Source organism: Niameybacter sp. (assembly GCF_036655075.1).
Taxonomy (GTDB): Bacteria; Bacillota; Clostridia; order Lachnospirales; family Cellulosilyticaceae; genus Holtiella.
Genome location: NZ_JAVVQU010000030.1, coordinates 1 through 16585 on the forward strand (window position 1 = coordinate 1; position 16585 = coordinate 16585).

Genomic DNA, 16585 nt, shown 5'->3' on the forward strand with positions numbered 1-16585 from the left:
TTCCCTTTCTAGATGAATACACTAGTAATAATTCATTTGATGAAGGAGTCTACAGCCATGATTCTACTCCCTATTTTTATCTTTATAGCATCACTTATAACCTTACTTATTATTACTTATTTAATACCACAATCTAAATGGCGTATTACTATCAAAAGCATTACAAGTTTAGGTTTCTTAACTATAGGAATCATTTGTTATCTCTCTAGTTCACACTCATATAGTAGTGCTTACCTATTATTAGGGCTTACCTTATGCTTTATAGGTGATATTTTCTTAGCCTTTGCCCATGGTCGTCCACTCAAGCATAATCCAGTTGCTATCCTAGGCATTATCACTTTTGGCTTTGCCCACCTCTTGTTTGTAATTTCTTTTATTTTACAAGGTTTTGTTATACCCGTATTTTTTCTATTTCTTCCTATAAGTATAGGTTTTCTTACACTTATCATTATGATTAAAGACCCTTTTGATTTTGGCCTTATTCGAATTCTTATTGCTATTTATGCCTTTATCATTACACTGATGTTAGTCGCTGCCTTCTGTACACATATTCCAATTATTATAATCGGTGCTTGTTTCTTTGTAATTTCTGATGTTATCTTATGTTTTGTGTATTTCTTTGCTAAGAACTATCCTATTCTCAGATGCTTGCCCTATATCTTCTATTATATAGGGCAACTTTTATTAGCTCTCATATTATTTACCTTGTAACTTCAAGCTATTTTAACAAATTCCCCAATATAAAAAGAGTTGTTCCTTTCAAAAAGGAAACAACTCTTTTTATAAATTTATTCTAAACTTGATAAATATCACTTGCTTTAACAAGTTCCATCTGATGTTTAGAGAGATTCTCTATTGTTTTATAGCAATTCTCTGTACGTAAAATAATAGATGCATCGTCACCTATTGAAAAAGCATACATATATTCAATACTAATATCATCTTCTGCTAAATAACCTAAAAGTGCTTTAAGTCCACCTGGTGTATTAGGTACTTTACAACCGATTACAGGTGTCTTTTGCACAGAGAAGCCTTGTTCTTTAAGTAACTTAAATGCCTCTTCATAGTCACTTACAATAAGTCTTACAATACCATAGTCAGAAGTATCCGCTATAGAAAGAGCAGATACATTAATATGAGCATCTCCTAACGTTTGCATAACCTCATAAAGTCTACCTGATTTATTCTCTACAAACACTGAAAGCTGATTAATAATCATCCCAATTCCTCCTAAATTTTACGTTTATCAATAACACGTTTAGCTTTACCTTCACTTCTTTCAATTGATTTAGGTTCAACCAACTTCACTTTAACTTGAAGTCCCAGTACAGAGTGAATCTCCGCTGTAATACGTTTTTCTATTTCCTTCATATGCCTCATCCCATCTACGAAGGTAACACCTTCTTTACCTTCAACCCACACTTCAAGTGTATCTAGATTGTTTATACGATCCACAATAAGCACATAATGTGGGGCTGTCTCTCCTAGGTTAAGAAGAACGCTTTCAATTTGTGAAGGGAATACATTAACCCCTCGAATAATCAGCATATCATCACTGCGCCCTGTACATTTGCGCATACGAATTGTAGTTCTACCACAGCCACAAGACCCCTCTATAAGGCTAGTAATATCCCTTGTTCGGTATCTTAAAAGTGGTAGTGCCTCTTTTGTCACTGTAGTAAATACTATTTCTCCAGTTTCTCCTACCTGAAGTGATTCTAATGTATGTGAATCTATAATCTCCGGAATGAAATGATCTTCATTCAAATGTATATGATTTTTATGTGTGCATTCAAAGCCTACACCAGGTCCTACAATTTCACTCATACCATAACTATCGTATGCCTTTATCCCTAAGGCTTCTTCAATTTGAGCACGCATTTCATAACTCCACGGTTCCCCTCCTAGGGCACCTATTCTAAGTTTGAGCTCACTGGGATCAATCCCTAAGCCTTTAATGTATTCCCCCATATAAAGCGCATATGATGGTGTTGTTACGAGTATTGTACTTTTAAATTCACGTATAATTTGAATTTGCTTTTTAGTATTTCCAGAAGATATAGGTACAATAGTAGCCCCTAACTTTTCACTTCCATAATGAAATCCTAATCCCCCAGTAAAGAATCCATACCCGAGAGCATTATGTATGATATCTTCATCTGTAGCACCCATACCAGCCAGTACTCTTGCCATACAATTTGCCCACATATCTAAATCATTTTGGGTGTATCCAACTACAGTAGGTTGCCCCGTTGTTCCAGAAGATGCATGCACACGTACAACCTGCTTCATAGGTACTGCAAACATTCCATATGGATAATGATCTCTTAAGTCTTGTTTTGTTGTAAATGGAAGTCTGTTCAGGTCCTCAATGCCTTTAATATCTCCCACTTCAAGCCCTATATTATCCATTTTCTTTTTGTAAAAAGGTACATTCTCATAGACGTGAGCTACAGTCTTTACCAATTTTGTGCTCTGTAAGACACACATTTCATCTCTTGACAACGTTTCTTCCTTTTGCCAAATCACCCTTATCACTCCCCTGTTATTTCTTTCTCTTATCAATAATGCGTTTAGCTTTACCCTCACTACGTTCTATACTACGTGGCTCGACAAGCTTAACTTTTACATGAAGTCCCAATAGGCTAAATAGCTCTGCTGTAATATGTTTTTCTATTTTCTCTAATGACTTAATAGCATCTGTAAAGAACTCAGGTCTAACTTCAACCCACACTTCAAGTGTATCTAGATTATTAATTCTATCTACAATAATGACATAGTGTGGTGCTGTTTCCGCTACTTTAAGTAGTATACTTTCAATTTGCGAAGGGAACACATTAACGCCACGAATGATAAGCATATCATCACTACGCCCTGTTACTTTATCCATACGCGTTAATGTTCTTCCACATTCACATTTACCAGTATATAGTCTTGTAATATCTCTTGTACGGTATCTTAAAAGTGGCAAAGCTTCCTTCGTTACCATTGTAAAGACTAATTCACCTTGCTCTCCTTCAGGTAATACTTGAAGGGTATCAGAATTAATAATTTCTGGCACAAAGTGGTCATCATTAATATGCATCCCCTGCCTAGCGGTACATTCAAAACCTACTCCAGGTCCCATGACTTCACTTAATCCATAAATATCCATTGCATTAATACCAAACATACTTTCAATTTGCTCTCTCATTTCTTCTGTCCATGGCTCCGCACCAAAAATCCCTGTATGAAGCTTAGTGCTTCTAGGTTCTATTCCCATATTCTTCATAGTTTCTCCTATATAAAGAATATAGGATGGTGTACATGCAATTACTGTGCTACCAAATTCTTGTAACAATTGAATTTGTTTTTTAGTATTGCCTCCGGATATAGGCACAACCGCAGCACCAAGTCTTTCTGTCCCATAGTGAGCCCCAAGGCCTCCTGTAAATAAGCCATATCCATATCCAATTTGTACTATGTCTTTTTTTGTTACACCCATAGCGGTAAAGCTACGTGCAATCATATCAGACCACATTTCAATATCATTTTTTGTATATCCTACTACCGTAGGGTGCCCTGTCGTTCCTGAAGATGCATGTATACGTATCACCTCTTCCATAGGTGCTGCAAAAAGCCCATATGGATAATGGTCTCGTAAATCTTGCTTAGTTGTAAAAGGAAGTTTCTCCAGATCATCTATACTTTTAATATCTCCTGGCTCAATCCCCATTGCCTGCATCTTTTCTTTATAAAATGGTACATTATTATATACACGATGTACTGTTTTAATTAATCTTTCAGATTGCACTTTCCTTTTTTGTTCAATATCATAGACTTCTTCATTTTGCCAATACGTCATAATCTGCCCCCTGCTATATAATATTTACAATTTATATTTTATACATAGAAGTTTATCATTATTAATTTTTATACGCAATAAAATTGTGTTTTATTATACCAAATATTTAAAAATATTAATATATTATAGTATTAATATTCATATTTTATAGATACTATTTAACGAACCTTAGATTTTAATATGCATAAAAAAGAAGGCTATACACATTGTTTAGCCTTCTTTTTATGTATACCATATATAGCATTTGCATACATATAACTAACTTGAAGATAATCTAACGCATTATAAAATTCCACCCTAACGCTTACCTCATCATTAAATGCTTCTGTTTTATAAATTTTTATCTCAGTTGCCTCTTATATCATAACTACCTGCAGCTTCCTTCATTTGCATGAGTACTTTATACTCACCTGTTTGTGAAGCTCCTAATTCAATATTCACCTCTTGTTCCCCTGACATTGGCTCATACATTTCTGTATATAAAACCTCTCCATCTGGGCCTAATACATCCATATTAATGGTTCCTTTTTCAACCAATACTGTTCCAACTAAGTTAATGGCTTCGCCACTCTCTCTTCTTAGATTAATACTGTCTTTACCACTTTGATACCAAAAACTTGATTTCAAGTGTTCTCCCATACTTGTCTCAATACTCATTACCGACACAGATGTACTACTTTTAAGTGCTCCATCTAAATCCCCACTTGCAAGAGCCATTGTAAGCATTCCACCAAATACTAGTAGTATAAAAGCAAATAAGATTCCGCCTATAATGGCTAATGGTTTAGCTATATTTGTCTTCTTAGATACTTTAGTTGCCGTTTGCATATGCTCTTGTTGGTCTACTTCCGTTCCGCAATAGGGACAATACGCTACATCGTTCTTAATTGCATGTTTACATACATGGCATATCTTTTCAAATACAGATTTGCAACTGGGACAAATATTATAATCTTCCTTCACCTCTGTATTACAATTGGAGCAAGTATATAACTTTTCTTGATTACTTCTTACAACTAAGTAAATAATAACACCTATAAAGTTAGGTGCTATTATAGCTACAGTAGTCCATAACCCAGCACTGAGATGGTGTGCCTTAGCATCCTTATATACAACTACACCTACCGCTATCATAAGCCCAATTGGCACAAGCATTATAAGTGCTATTACACCTAATCCTATTAAATTTCCCATCAAATCCATTTATAAAAACCTCCTTTAGGCTTAACTTGATTAATTTTCTTTCTCTTTATAATACAATTCTCCTAACAAGTATGCGATTACAGGCACTTGCATGAGTCCTAATCCTAACGAAATAATTATGGTAATTTGCTTAAGTGTATCTGCAAAAAGCATCAATCCCACAACTTCCATTACAACAAGAAGGACATTCATCATAATCACTACTATAAAAGGATACCAACTTTTCTTATGCTCTTTGTTTTCTGCTTTATTTCTTGCCTTATTCTTAGCTTGATACACTACCTTCATATCCACTTGTTCTGTTTGTTCAAATATTTTACCTAGCAATCTGTCTAATTTCTCATCTTTCACTACAGCCCCTCCTTTTCTAGTAGTTTTTTCAATTTTTGTCGTGCTTCATATACTCTTGACTTGACTAGCTTCTCCTCTATATCTAGCACATCTGCCGCCTCTTTGTAGGACATGTTCTCTCCCATAGTAAGTACTAGCGGTAAACGATGTTTATCTGGTAACTTTTTGAGTGCCTCCTGTACTATTTGTAGTTCTTGTTTGTGAATAATTTGGCCTTCAACACTTTCTTCTTCACTTTTCTTCTCCTCTAGTATAGCTTGTGATTCATAACATCTTCTTTTAATCTCTAACTTAAGACGCCTTAACTTATCCCTATAGGTGTTTACTGCAATTTGGGTTAGCCATGGATAAAAAGTCTTATTCTCATCGTATGTTGTCATTTTCTCAATTGCTTTTACCCAAGTATCCTGAAATAGGTCTTCCGCTCGCTCTTTATTCTTTTCCAAGTATAAACATAATCGGTACAGTTGATCCTTGTGTATATCAATCATCTGCTCTACATCCACAACTTTTCCCCTTTCTAATTTGTTCTTACACTATTATATACGCATCTCCTAATAGTAAGTTGGAAAATTTATTTTAAAATTTCAAATAAAAAAGAGACTAAAAAGTCTCTTCCTAAATATGTGCCATCTTATCCTTTATAAAGTTCAAAACGATATTTCTGCCCTGTTATATTATCTACTCGTCCATCCTCTACTTCTTCTAAGAACATAGACAATGGTCTTACACACATCGTATAAGGTGGATAAAGTGCTTGATAAGAAACCATTAATTCATCTGTTTCTGAATGTAACACAATATCATACACATAGTAAAGGTTTCCTTTAAAATGTCTATAGGGTCTTCTCACTTCAACTTGTCTTTCCATTTTTCTTTTTAATCTCCTCGTTCTAATTTTAAGTAAATTACTTCATTTTTTCTTTAATAATTATGAGCCTATATGCTCTCCATTATTCAAAGGCATAACCTGCTCTCGACTTTTTAAATCATCAATAAATATTTTTACAATTTCTGGGTCAAACTGAGTAGCTGCACACCTTTTTAACTCTTCACAAGCCTGCTCAGGACTCATTATTTCCTTATATATACGTCTTTTTGTCATTACATCATACGCATCTACTACATTTATAATCCTTGCCATAAGAGGTATTTCTTTCTCTTTTAAACCTAGAGGATATCCTTTTCCATCCCATCGCTCATGATGTGTCAAAACATTTTTAGCTACACTTATAAGCTCACCTGATGCATTAATGATACGATACCCTTTTTCTGCATGCATCTTTAAAACTTCAAATTCTTCATTTACCAATCTGTCTGCTTTGAGTAAAAGTTCTTCTGGCATAGTAATCTTACCAATATCATGCAATTCTGCACTCAATGCTAGCTCGTCTAAGTCTTCATCCTTAAGTTGCATAGCTCTCCCTACTGCTAGTGCATGCTGCACAACTCTTGTTGCATGTTCATTTATTTCCATATTCTTTTCTTCTAAACTTTTTCTCAATGTAGTAAGCATGGAACTTTTCATACTCTTTGTTTCTAAAAGCTTTTTACGATATACCTTTTCTTCTACTTTCCTAATATAATCATATATATCTTCTTCTAAATCATATTTAACAACTTCACCTAGCGCAATGCTTAAATTAATAAATTTCTTCTCATTAGCATTACATGCTCTCAAAATCTCTTCTATCATTTTTTCACATAGTGCTTCTGAACAATTAGGTATGAGTATAAAAAACTCATCCCCACCCCAGCGAAAAATATGACCTTTATTAGCACAAGTTTGATTTAATACTTTAGCAATATCTTTTAGCAATTCATCTCCTTCTAAATGTCCTAATGTATCATTTACCAGCTTTAGTCCATTTACATCTCCCATAATCATTCCCAATGGTAAATATTCTTTCCTATGGTAATACTTAATTTTTTCTTCAAAGCTATAACGGTTATACAGTCCTGTTAAAGTATCTGTTTCACTAATATATTTTAACTTTTCCTCAAATATTTTCTTATCTGTAATATCTCTAGACAGACCTACTATCCCCCATACTTCTCCTTTTTCATCTAATACAGGTACCTTTGTATTCTCTTCTATCAAAAGCCCTCCGTCTTCTTGTATAATGGTATGTTCATACTTTTGCGGCACCTTATCTGTTATAACTCGCTGATCAGATTCAATAAATTCTCTTGCTACTTGTTCATCTTGATATATTTCTAAATCTGTCTTTCCTTCTATTTCATAAATACCTCTTTGGTTATAGTAGCTTTCAAAGGCCTTATTATACCCTAAAAAATGACTTTTCTTATCTTTGTAGAAGATAGTCTCTGGAAGTGCATCTATAATAGTCCTAAGAATATCTTTTCTGCTTCTAATCTCCTTTTCCCGCTCCTTATGCTCACTAATATCAAAAACAACGCCTGCTACAGCCACTACTTTTTTATCTTTATTGGGAATAGGAAACAAAGTGCATTCTAAGTATCGCCCTTTGATTAGTTGCCCTGTTTTATACACCTTACCGCTCTCTACACATCTCATAAGATCTTGATAATATTGTTCTGCTATATCTGTTGACAATGCATCTTTATAACGTTTACCCACCATATCATTAGCTTTCTTATCATACATTTCTTCGTAATGTTTATTTATAAATAAGACCGTTGAATCTATTCTTGTAATCCAAGTAGGCCATGGAATATTTTCTAAAAATGCTTGGTAAATTTCTTCTAACACGCTTAGTCTCCTCCTAATGATATCTACTTACTCATAATCCCTTCTTATTAGTATACCATATTTACTCATTACAAGAAAAAGTACATGCTTAATCATTTTTTCCCTTTCTATTAGATATAATTTCTCCATTCTTGTCATATATTAAAACAAAGCATTTTAGGCGCTTACTCAGCTTAAAAGGGAAATGTGTGACACACTGCAGCCCCCGCTACTGTAGACGAGGACTAACTGTTCAAAGCTTTGCTTAACCACTGTACACTTAGTATGGGAAGGTGAACAAGTTAGGATGATTCGTCAGCCAGGAGACCTACCTAAAATGAAACATTACTCTTTCGGTGGGAAAGGCGGTAATATGTATTTTGTGTACTTTTCATGCGCATTTTTTACATATAACCCCTTAGGGGTTTTTTTATTACCTAAATTCCTTTATTTCATTTTGCATAAGGAGTGTTGCACCATGGCAAAAAGGGCTCTACTTGTTGTAAGTTTTGGAACTACCTTTGAAGATACTCGAAAAAAAACAATAGAAAAATGTGAACAAGATTTACAAAATGCTTTTTCTGACTATGCCTTTTTTAGAGCATATACGTCTCAGATGATTATTAACAAATTAGCTACTCGTGACCAGCTTATTATTCCTAACCCATCTCAAGCTCTTACTCAAATTTATAAAGCTGGCTATACCGAAGTGCTTATTCAAACATTACATATTATTTGTGGAAATGAATATCACAAACTCCTTAAAGACATCAAAAACTTCAAAAGTAAATTTCATATTTTAAGCCTAGGGCGTCCTCTTCTTACTACGATAGAGGATTACAAGCAAGTTGTTACTGCTACACTGGCTTACCTTCCTTCTTTAAAAGACAAAGAAGCTCTTGTTTTTATGGGACATGGAACATCTCATCCAAACTTTTCAGCGTATTGCGCACTTGAATATATGTTTCAACAGACTAACAGCAACATTTACATTGGCACTGTAGAAGGCTATCCTACAATTACAGAGGTACTCCCTAAGTTACTCAAAAATAAAACTCAAGTAGCTTATCTAATCCCATTTATGTTGGTAGCAGGTGACCATGCACTTCATGATATGTCTGGATGTGAGCCAAATACTTGGCAAAACATTCTCCTTAATCATCATATCAAACCTTCTATACGCTTACATGGCCTAGGTGAAAACCCTCAAATTCGTCAACTTTTTATTTCTCATGCAAAAGAAGCCCTATAGGCATTCATTTTAATTAAGTATTTTATCTATCACTTATAAAAGGAGATGAAAGTATGACTAAAAGATTAATGATTTTTGCTATGTTTTGCTTTGTATCAGGTCTTGTCACCTTAGATACACAGTCCATGCATATTATGGAGGGATTTCTACCTGTTGGCTGGAGTATCTCTTGGAGTATTATTTCTCTTCCATTCTTTATAGCTGGACTGCTCTCTCTTAAGAAAATTATTGCAGAAGATAAGCAAAATAAGTTACTTCTTGCCATGGTAGGGGCTTTCGCTTTTATCCTTTCTGCACTGAAAATTCCTTCTGTAACAGGTAGTTGTTCTCACGCTACCGGCATAGGGTTAGGTGCTATCTTACTTGGTCCTACAGTCATGGTTGTAGTAGGTGCTATTGTGCTTCTTTTTCAAGCTTTATTGCTTGCACATGGTGGTATTACAACATTGGGTGCCAATGTATTTTCTATGGCAATTGTAGGTCCTTTTGTTGCTTACTTCATCTATAAGCTCATCTCCAAAACAAAAGCGCCTCGTTGGCTTGCTATTTTTCTAGCTGCCACTTTAGGCGACTTACTTACCTATGTAATGACTTCCTTCCAATTAGCATTAGCCTTCCCCAGCTCCACAACTGGATTTACTGGTTCCTTATTAGAGTTTTTAAGTATTTTTGCCCTTACTCAACTACCTCTTGCTATTAGTGAAGGCTTATTAACTGTAGTAGTCATTAATGTCTTACAAAAATATAGCAACGAAGGTCTCATTCATTTGGGCAGATTAAAAAAGGAGGTTTAATTCATGCCATCATCTAAGAAATCTTTTCCTATTAATTTTATTCTTATTTTACTTGTTATCATCTTGAGTTTTATGCCTCTTTTCCTTGTTAAAGATGCTGAATTTGGTGGAGCTGATGGGGAAGCTGAAAATATGATTACAGTCATCAATGCAAACTATGAACCATGGTTTGAGCCTCTCATAGAACCTGCTAGTGGTGAAATAGAAAGTCTTCTCTTCGCCCTTCAAGCTGCTATAGGCGCAAGTGTACTTGCCTATGGATTTGGCTATCTGCATGGAAAAAGTAAGGAATTAAAAAGCAATGAAGGCCATTGACCAATATGCTTATCACTCACCGCTTCGCAAGTTTGACCCTCTACAAAAAAGTTTATTTTGTTTTCTTATACTTTTTACATGCCTAATAGCACATTCACTTTTTGTATTTATAAGTGTGACTATACTTATGGGGTGCCTCACTATTTTCAAGGGACGCACCTCTTTTAGACTTTATTGTACACTCTTGTCTATCCCACTTACCTTTTTAATACTCAGTTTACTTACTTTGCTCTTTGATTTTTCCACAGATAACACTATTTTTTTATGGTCTATCCACATTTTTTATGCTTATATGGGGATAACCATTACTAGTATAAACACTTGTATTTTTCTATTCTTCAAGGTACTTGCTAGTATAAGTTGTCTATACTTCTTATGTCTCTCAACTCCTATAAATGATATCCTACGTGTATTTGAAAAATGGCATTGCCCAACCCTACTTATTGAGTTGATGGCACTTATCTATCGCTTTATTTTTGTGCTCATAGATATAGCCTCTACTATGTATACTGCTCAGGTAGCAAGGTTGGGGTATCAAGGCTTTCGCATCGGATTACGTTCATTTGGAATCCTTCTTAGTTCATTGCTTGTACGCACATTAAAAATGAATCATGCTTTATATACTGCTCTAGAATGTAGAGGTTATACAGGTTCCCTACAAACTTTGCACGAAGACTATTATCAATCCTTCTCCTACCTCTACTTCTTTCTCATAGAAGGTATACTCATTATACTAATCGTTATAGAATCTATTTTATTTTAGGAGGTTTTATATGGATACATCCTACATCATGGAAACCCAATCCCTCTCCTTTTACTATCCTGACGGCACACTTGCTTTACACGATGTATGCCTTCATCTCGAGCAAGGTAAGGTTACAGGTATATTAGGAGGCAATGGCGCTGGCAAATCTACTCTTTTCTTACTTTTAAATGGTATCTTAAAACCTACTTCCGGTCATGTATTATATAGAGGGTTACCTATTAATTATACTTCTAAAGGTCTTTATCAACTTCGTCAATCTGTTGGCATTGTCTTTCAAGACCCTGATACTCAACTTTTTTCCGCTAGCGTCTATGAAGATGTCTCTTTTGGTGTCTTAAATTTAGGTATTGAAGAACAACAAGCTCGTATTCGTATTGAACAGGCTCTTAAACAAACAGGTACTTATGACCTACGTCAAAGGCCTACTCATAGTTTAAGTTATGGTCAAAAGAAACGTGTTGCCTTAGCAGGAATCATTGCTATGGAGCCTTCTATTTTAATTCTAGATGAACCAACTGCCGGTTTGGATCCACAAGGTGTACAAGAAATCATATCTCTTATAGAACTACTTAAACAAGATCTTAATATGGCTATCATCATAGCTACTCATGATATGAACTTAGTTCCTCTTTGTTGTGATTTTCTTTACCTTTTAAAATGTGGGAACATCTGTCATTCTGGAACTGTCTCAGAAATTTTTGCTAACCCTGAGGCCCTATTCTCTACAGGACTATGTCTTCCCCATATAGGTCAGCTTATGAATACCCTTAAAGATGTAGACCATATACCCATTATAGGTTTACCTGTTACCGTAAACTCTGCACATCAAACTTTACAAGAACTCCTTCTATCCAAAAAGGACTGCTCCCTTAACCTTAAATAGGTTAGGAACAGTTCTTTTTTAGATTCTAATTTCGCGTGCTAATTTTTGCAAATAGGGAATTTCTTTAGTATGTCTTTCTATGATTTTTTGTGCAATTTCTTGTACCTCTACATTGGGTGTATACTTGAGAATATTTTGAGCCATTTTAATAATTCCCTCATTGTAGCAAATCATTTGTAACAAGAATATACGATCTACATTTTCATCTTCTACCTTTTGTAAGTCCTCCATCATTGTCTCTAGTGTCTCTTTAAAGACAACTAAATACTCAGCTTCTTTTAAATCATCTTCTACCTTTTGCTCCTTGAGTTTAATTCTTAGTTCTTCCATCTTCTTCATCTCTTCTGCATTACGCTTACGCATACTCCGCCCTACCTGGCGAATAATTTGGTTATCCCCATGGTCCATTACATTTTGGGCTAAGGCAGACCCTGCCTTATAATACGCTAACATTTGTTCTACATAATCTAAGGTAGCATCCTCTTCATCAGACGACTTATCCATGTCTTTTCTCATTGTTTTCAAAATGACAGTCTGTTGCTTTTTATAGGCACCTGGATTTTCTGGTGGCCTTTCTTGTGCCTGCAAAGAACTTACCAACATTAAACATAGACATACTACCATATAACTTTGTAGGATAAGTCTTTTCATAGTGTTCTCTCCTTCTTGCACTTATTCTTTTTTATTATTCGCAAGAAGTGATTTTGTATACTAAGGACTTCACTTTAATGTTAATAAATAATACAAAAGGCTCTTTTATCATCCTAGATAAAAGAACCTTTTGTATTAAAATAAAGCTTTAAAAGCAAGTAAAATTAAAATTGTTCCACCCAAAAGCTCCGACTTACTTCCTAATAGATCGCCAAACTTTTTACCTATAAATATTGCAGCTAAACTACAAATTGCTGTTGTAAGCGTGATGATTCCTGCCGCTGATAATATCTCTACTTGCATTACACTAAATCCTATACCTACTGCAAAAGCATCAATACTCGTTGCAATAGCCTGGATAAATATCATCTTATAAGTTAGTTGCTTACTCTCTTCTAATTTACCTTCGCCTATAGCCATTTCTTCTTCTGTTATTGTTTCTTCTTGGCCTAATCCTTTAGCTCCTATTGCTTCCTTTTCTTTTCTGAGATGAAGTATGCCATCTCTAAGCATTTTCCCACCAATAACCCCTAGAATAACAAATATAAGTAGGCTAGCATATTGACTAATAACATCTGCAAAAAGTCCCCCTGCAAAATAACCAATGAGAGGCATCAATCCTTGAAACACTCCAAATAGAATAGGCATTGCATAGATTTTTGCCTTTCCTGCCTCTTTATACACCATGCCATTGGTCATAGAAACAGCTACCGCGTCCATACTTAAGCCAATTCCTATTAAAATAATTTCTAAAAGTCCCATCTATTCTCTCCTCTTTCTCTAAATTGAGAGAGTTATACTTATCTTCTCCCAAAATAAAAGACTCATGTATGGCAAAAATACCATACATGAGTCTTGTTCATTAAGGCAAACCAGATTACAGTGTAATCATTATGTTGACTTGCCACTTATTTTGTAAATAAGCAAACTACTCCCTCACGAAGTTATATTTATTATAATTCATAAACTTGCGTCCGTCAATTTCTTAACTTTTCATGTATGACCTTGTTCATTTTATCATAAAAATAACTTTTTAATTTCTTCGTACTTTTCTCCTGTAATAAGAGCATCCTTATCTAAGTCTTTAAATCTTACAATGTAGGTCCATCTTCCATATGGAGAAATCTTAGTAATTTGAGAAAGATTAATAATATAAGACTTATGACTTCTTATAAATTGCTCTGGGTCTAGCTTCTCTTCCACTTCTGTCAAGCTTGCTGATGTTATAAAAGCATCTTTTAGTGTATAGATAACCGTATTACTATCTTCTCTTTGAACAAGGATAATATCTTTGATGTTCACAAAACTCATACTCTCCTTACCCTTTACCAAAAGCTTTTCTAAGCCTTTTTCATAGCGTACAATCTTATCCATACTACTTGCTTGCTTGGGTTCTTGTAGTGCCTTAATGCGCTCTAATGTATGGGTAACACGTTCTACGTTAAAAGGTTTCACTAGATAGTCAAAGGCATAGACTTCAAAGGCTTCTGGCATGTATTCACAATGTGCTGTTGCAAAGATAAGCTTAGTCTTTGGATTGATATCAACCATTTGAGTTGCACACTCTAGCCCACTTCCAGTCTTGAGCTGTACATCTAGAAAGACTACGTCAGGTTTTAATTTATTAAAAGTCTTTAAGCCATCCTCACTATCTTCACATTCACCTACCACCATGAATCCTGGTGTTTTTTCTATAATTTTACGCATCAGTAATCTAATACCAGCCTCGTCTTCTACTAGTAAAACCTTTATATCCATTACATCCTCCCCATTCTATGAGCCCTTCTTCTTTTTGCAACAGGTGGTCCCACGATCTCTGATAGAATCATAGCTTCTTGCCAGTATGCATGATTTAATGCCTCTTCTTGTTCTGTGCTTGTTAATTGGTTACAAGAAGCTTCTTGTTGGCGTCTTTGCTGTTCTAAAAGTTGGCTGTCTCTATCCTTAGATATAGTGTGTTGTTGTGTTGTTTGTTGCTTAGTTTTTGATTTGTTTTTACGTGTATGTGATTTTTCTGGTTTAACCACTTCTTGATCTGCTTGATAAATGTTACCTTTAATTTTCTTGTGTGAACTTTTTTTAGTTATTTCATTTGCCATACTCATGATCTGCGTGCGATTTGCTTCTACTAAATTTGATATGTCATTAAACTGCTTGCTCAAACTATTAATGTTGTTTCTGACCATCCTTACCGCCTCCTAATGGCATCTTTCCATTTCCTGTTGTAGAAAGATTTTGACGCATTTGTGTGTCTGCATTAATATTTTGAAGTTCATAATAATCCATCACACTCATTTTTCCTTCTCTTAAAGCATAAGCCATAGCTTTTGGTACTTCGGCTTCCGCTTCAACTACATAAGCACGCATCTCTTGTTCTTTTGCAACAGCCATCGCTCTTCTTTCCTCTGCTTTAGCTTGAGCAATGTTTTTATCTGCTTCTGCTTGAAGTGTTTGTAGCTGAGCGCCAATGTTACGACCTACATCAATGTCTGCAATATCAATAGAAAGAATTTCAAAAGCTGTGCCTGCATCTAGACCTTTTCCTAAAACCATTTTAGAGATTCCATCTGGATTTTCGAGTACTTCTTTATGTGAAAGCGAAGACCCTACTGTTGTAACAATACCTTCACCAATTCTTGCAAGTACTGTAGCTTCCCCAGCTCCACCCACTAATCTTTCAAGATTTGCACGAACAGTTACACGCGCTTTAACTAAAAGTTCAATACCATCTTTAGCTACTGCTGATACATTAGGTGTTTCAATTACTTTAGGGTTAACACTCATTTTAACCGCCTCTAATACATCACGGCCTGCAAGGTCAATAGCTGCTGCTTTCTCAAAATGTAATTCAATCCCAGCACGCTCTGCTGCAATAAGTGCATCTACAACACGGTCTACATTACCACCTGCTAAGTAGTGGGCCTCTAATTGATTAACATTTAACCCAACACCCGCTTTAGTAGATTTAATAAGAGGTAACACAATACGATTTGGGACAACACGACGAAGTCTCATACCAATTAAGTTAAAAATACTTACTTTAACATTCGCTGCTAATGAAGATACCCATAAGCCCATTGGTACAAAGATAAAGAATGTAACAATTAGTATACCGATAATACCTATAATAACAATACTTCTAATAATACTTGCATCCATTTGAATCTCCCCTTGCTTTCTTAGTCTTTTATTTTAATGCTTATCTTACTTTAAATTAAAGAAATACTTTAAGTTCTTTTTCTAAGCTTTTGCTTTTACAATAAGTCTAGAACCCTGTACTTTATAAATAATAATAGACGTCCCTTTTTCAATATACTGCCCTTCTGAAATAATGTCAAAGCTTACACCTTCAAAGCTTCCTACACCCGATGGACGTAGGTCTGTTGAAGCTATCCCTTGTTTCCCAAGTAAATATTCTAAATCTGATGAGCTGATATAACCTTCTGTCTTATTTAACTCATTCGTTAAAATAATAGGCTTCACCCATTTGCCTTTTGCTAAGAGCCATACCATAATACCTAGCATTACACCTAGTATTGCCAAAATAGCGATAGTCATAATAACACCTTCAACAATGGTATCAGCTGTTAAAAATACACTAATAAGCAAACAACCTATACCTGTTATCCCTGGAAAAGAAATCCCTGGTGCCGTAAGTTCAATCCCTACTAAGACAAATCCAACTATGAGCAAAATCACACTAAACAAAGTCATACCTTCGAGTAATCCTGCTATCATCTTATCACCCCCTTTTAATAAACTGATTTTATAAAACTATCATATGCTTTTTTCAAGGTCCTTACCATACATTCC

The 16585-nt window shown here is 35.0% G+C and carries 20 protein-coding genes and 1 riboswitch; of the genes, 6 read left to right on the top strand and 14 right to left on the bottom strand.

Annotated elements, in window-relative coordinates; translation table 11 throughout:
• Positions 1–57 precede the first annotated feature (57 nt).
• The gene (locus RRY75_RS09310; protein WP_332528273.1) at positions 58–711 is read left to right on the top strand and encodes a lysoplasmalogenase family protein; all 654 of its coding nucleotides are present in this window, start codon (positions 58–60) and stop codon (positions 709–711) included.
• 82 nt (positions 712–793) lie between these two features.
• On the opposite strand, the gene RRY75_RS09315 is transcribed toward RRY75_RS09310, so the two are convergent.
• The 8 genes from RRY75_RS09315 to RRY75_RS09350 form a co-directional block, all read right to left on the bottom strand.
• On the bottom strand, positions 794–1219 hold the full coding sequence (locus RRY75_RS09315; RefSeq protein ID WP_332528274.1) for an ACT domain-containing protein: 426 nt from the start codon (positions 1217–1219) through the stop codon (positions 794–796).
• Positions 1220–1230: 11 nt separating this feature from the next.
• Entirely contained in the window at positions 1231–2529 is a 1299-nt protein-coding gene (locus tag RRY75_RS09320; RefSeq protein ID WP_332528275.1) for a phenylacetate--CoA ligase family protein, read from the bottom strand.
• Between the two features lie 16 nt (positions 2530–2545).
• Positions 2546–3844 (bottom strand): phenylacetate--CoA ligase family protein, encoded by a 1299-nt coding sequence (locus tag RRY75_RS09325; protein WP_332716476.1) that lies wholly within the window; start codon positions 3842–3844, stop codon positions 2546–2548.
• Positions 3845–4189: 345 nt separating this feature from the next.
• Positions 4190–5047 (bottom strand): double zinc ribbon domain-containing protein, encoded by an 858-nt coding sequence (locus RRY75_RS09330; RefSeq protein WP_332528277.1) that lies wholly within the window; start codon positions 5045–5047, stop codon positions 4190–4192.
• 30 nt (positions 5048–5077) lie between these two features.
• A complete protein-coding gene (locus RRY75_RS09335; protein ID WP_332528278.1) occupies positions 5078–5398 on the bottom strand; it encodes a hypothetical protein in 321 nt (106 codons plus the stop codon).
• Positions 5398–5904: an RNA polymerase sigma factor gene (locus tag RRY75_RS09340; protein ID WP_332528279.1), complete on the bottom strand. Its 507-nt coding sequence runs from the start codon at positions 5902–5904 to the stop codon at positions 5398–5400. The genes RRY75_RS09335 and RRY75_RS09340 overlap by 1 nt, the downstream gene beginning before the upstream one ends.
• A 128-nt stretch (positions 5905–6032) precedes the next feature.
• The gene (locus tag RRY75_RS09345; protein WP_332528280.1) at positions 6033–6269 is read right to left on the bottom strand and encodes a DUF1653 domain-containing protein; all 237 of its coding nucleotides are present in this window, start codon (positions 6267–6269) and stop codon (positions 6033–6035) included.
• 60 nt (positions 6270–6329) lie between these two features.
• Positions 6330–8132: a sensor domain-containing diguanylate cyclase/phosphohydrolase gene (locus tag RRY75_RS09350; RefSeq protein ID WP_332716482.1), complete on the bottom strand. Its 1803-nt coding sequence runs from the start codon at positions 8130–8132 to the stop codon at positions 6330–6332.
• Positions 8133–8273: 141 nt separating this feature from the next.
• Positions 8274–8461: riboswitch (cobalamin riboswitch) on the top strand.
• A 128-nt stretch (positions 8462–8589) separates the two neighbouring features.
• On the opposite strand from RRY75_RS09350, the gene RRY75_RS09355 reads away from it, so the two are divergent.
• Genes RRY75_RS09355 through RRY75_RS09370 form a run of 5 tightly spaced genes read left to right on the top strand, consistent with a single transcriptional unit; the run spans position 8590 to position 12121 of the window.
• On the top strand, positions 8590–9363 hold the full coding sequence (locus RRY75_RS09355) for a sirohydrochlorin cobaltochelatase (protein ID WP_332527665.1): 774 nt from the start codon (positions 8590–8592) through the stop codon (positions 9361–9363).
• 53 nt (positions 9364–9416) lie between these two features.
• Entirely contained in the window at positions 9417–10157 is a 741-nt protein-coding gene (locus RRY75_RS09360) for an energy-coupling factor ABC transporter permease (RefSeq protein ID WP_332493310.1), read from the top strand.
• A gap of 3 nt (positions 10158–10160) precedes the next feature.
• A complete protein-coding gene (locus tag RRY75_RS09365; RefSeq protein ID WP_332493311.1) occupies positions 10161–10472 on the top strand; it encodes an energy-coupling factor ABC transporter substrate-binding protein in 312 nt (103 codons plus the stop codon).
• Positions 10459–11235, top strand: a complete 777-nt coding sequence (gene cbiQ, locus RRY75_RS14285) for a cobalt ECF transporter T component CbiQ (RefSeq protein WP_442935404.1) — start codon at positions 10459–10461, stop codon at positions 11233–11235. Before RRY75_RS09365 ends, cbiQ begins: the two co-directional genes overlap by 14 nt.
• A gap of 10 nt (positions 11236–11245) precedes the next feature.
• Entirely contained in the window at positions 11246–12121 is an 876-nt protein-coding gene (locus RRY75_RS09370) for an ATP-binding cassette domain-containing protein (RefSeq protein WP_332493312.1), read from the top strand.
• An 18-nt stretch (positions 12122–12139) separates the two neighbouring features.
• On the opposite strand, the gene RRY75_RS09375 is transcribed toward RRY75_RS09370, so the two are convergent.
• From RRY75_RS09375 to RRY75_RS09400, 6 genes are all read right to left on the bottom strand, one after another.
• A complete protein-coding gene (locus RRY75_RS09375) occupies positions 12140–12772 on the bottom strand; it encodes a DUF305 domain-containing protein (protein WP_332493313.1) in 633 nt (210 codons plus the stop codon).
• A 135-nt stretch (positions 12773–12907) separates the two neighbouring features.
• A complete protein-coding gene (locus RRY75_RS09380) occupies positions 12908–13534 on the bottom strand; it encodes a manganese efflux pump MntP (protein ID WP_332493314.1) in 627 nt (208 codons plus the stop codon).
• Between the two features lie 255 nt (positions 13535–13789).
• Positions 13790–14530 carry a LytR/AlgR family response regulator transcription factor gene (locus RRY75_RS09385; RefSeq protein ID WP_332493315.1) on the bottom strand — a complete coding sequence of 247 codons (741 nt, stop codon included), beginning with the start codon at positions 14528–14530 and terminating at the stop codon, positions 13790–13792.
• Positions 14530–14958, bottom strand: coding sequence for a hypothetical protein (locus RRY75_RS09390; RefSeq protein WP_332493316.1), 429 nt, complete (start codon positions 14956–14958; stop codon positions 14530–14532). Before RRY75_RS09390 ends, RRY75_RS09385 begins: the two co-directional genes overlap by 1 nt.
• Positions 14939–15931 (bottom strand): flotillin-like protein FloA, encoded by a 993-nt coding sequence (gene floA, locus RRY75_RS09395; protein ID WP_332493317.1) that lies wholly within the window; start codon positions 15929–15931, stop codon positions 14939–14941. Before floA ends, RRY75_RS09390 begins: the two co-directional genes overlap by 20 nt.
• Positions 15932–16012: 81 nt before the next feature.
• Complete coding sequence (locus RRY75_RS09400; RefSeq protein ID WP_332493318.1) at positions 16013–16510, bottom strand: NfeD family protein; 498 nt, start codon at positions 16508–16510, stop codon at positions 16013–16015.
• Positions 16511–16585 lie beyond the last annotated feature (75 nt).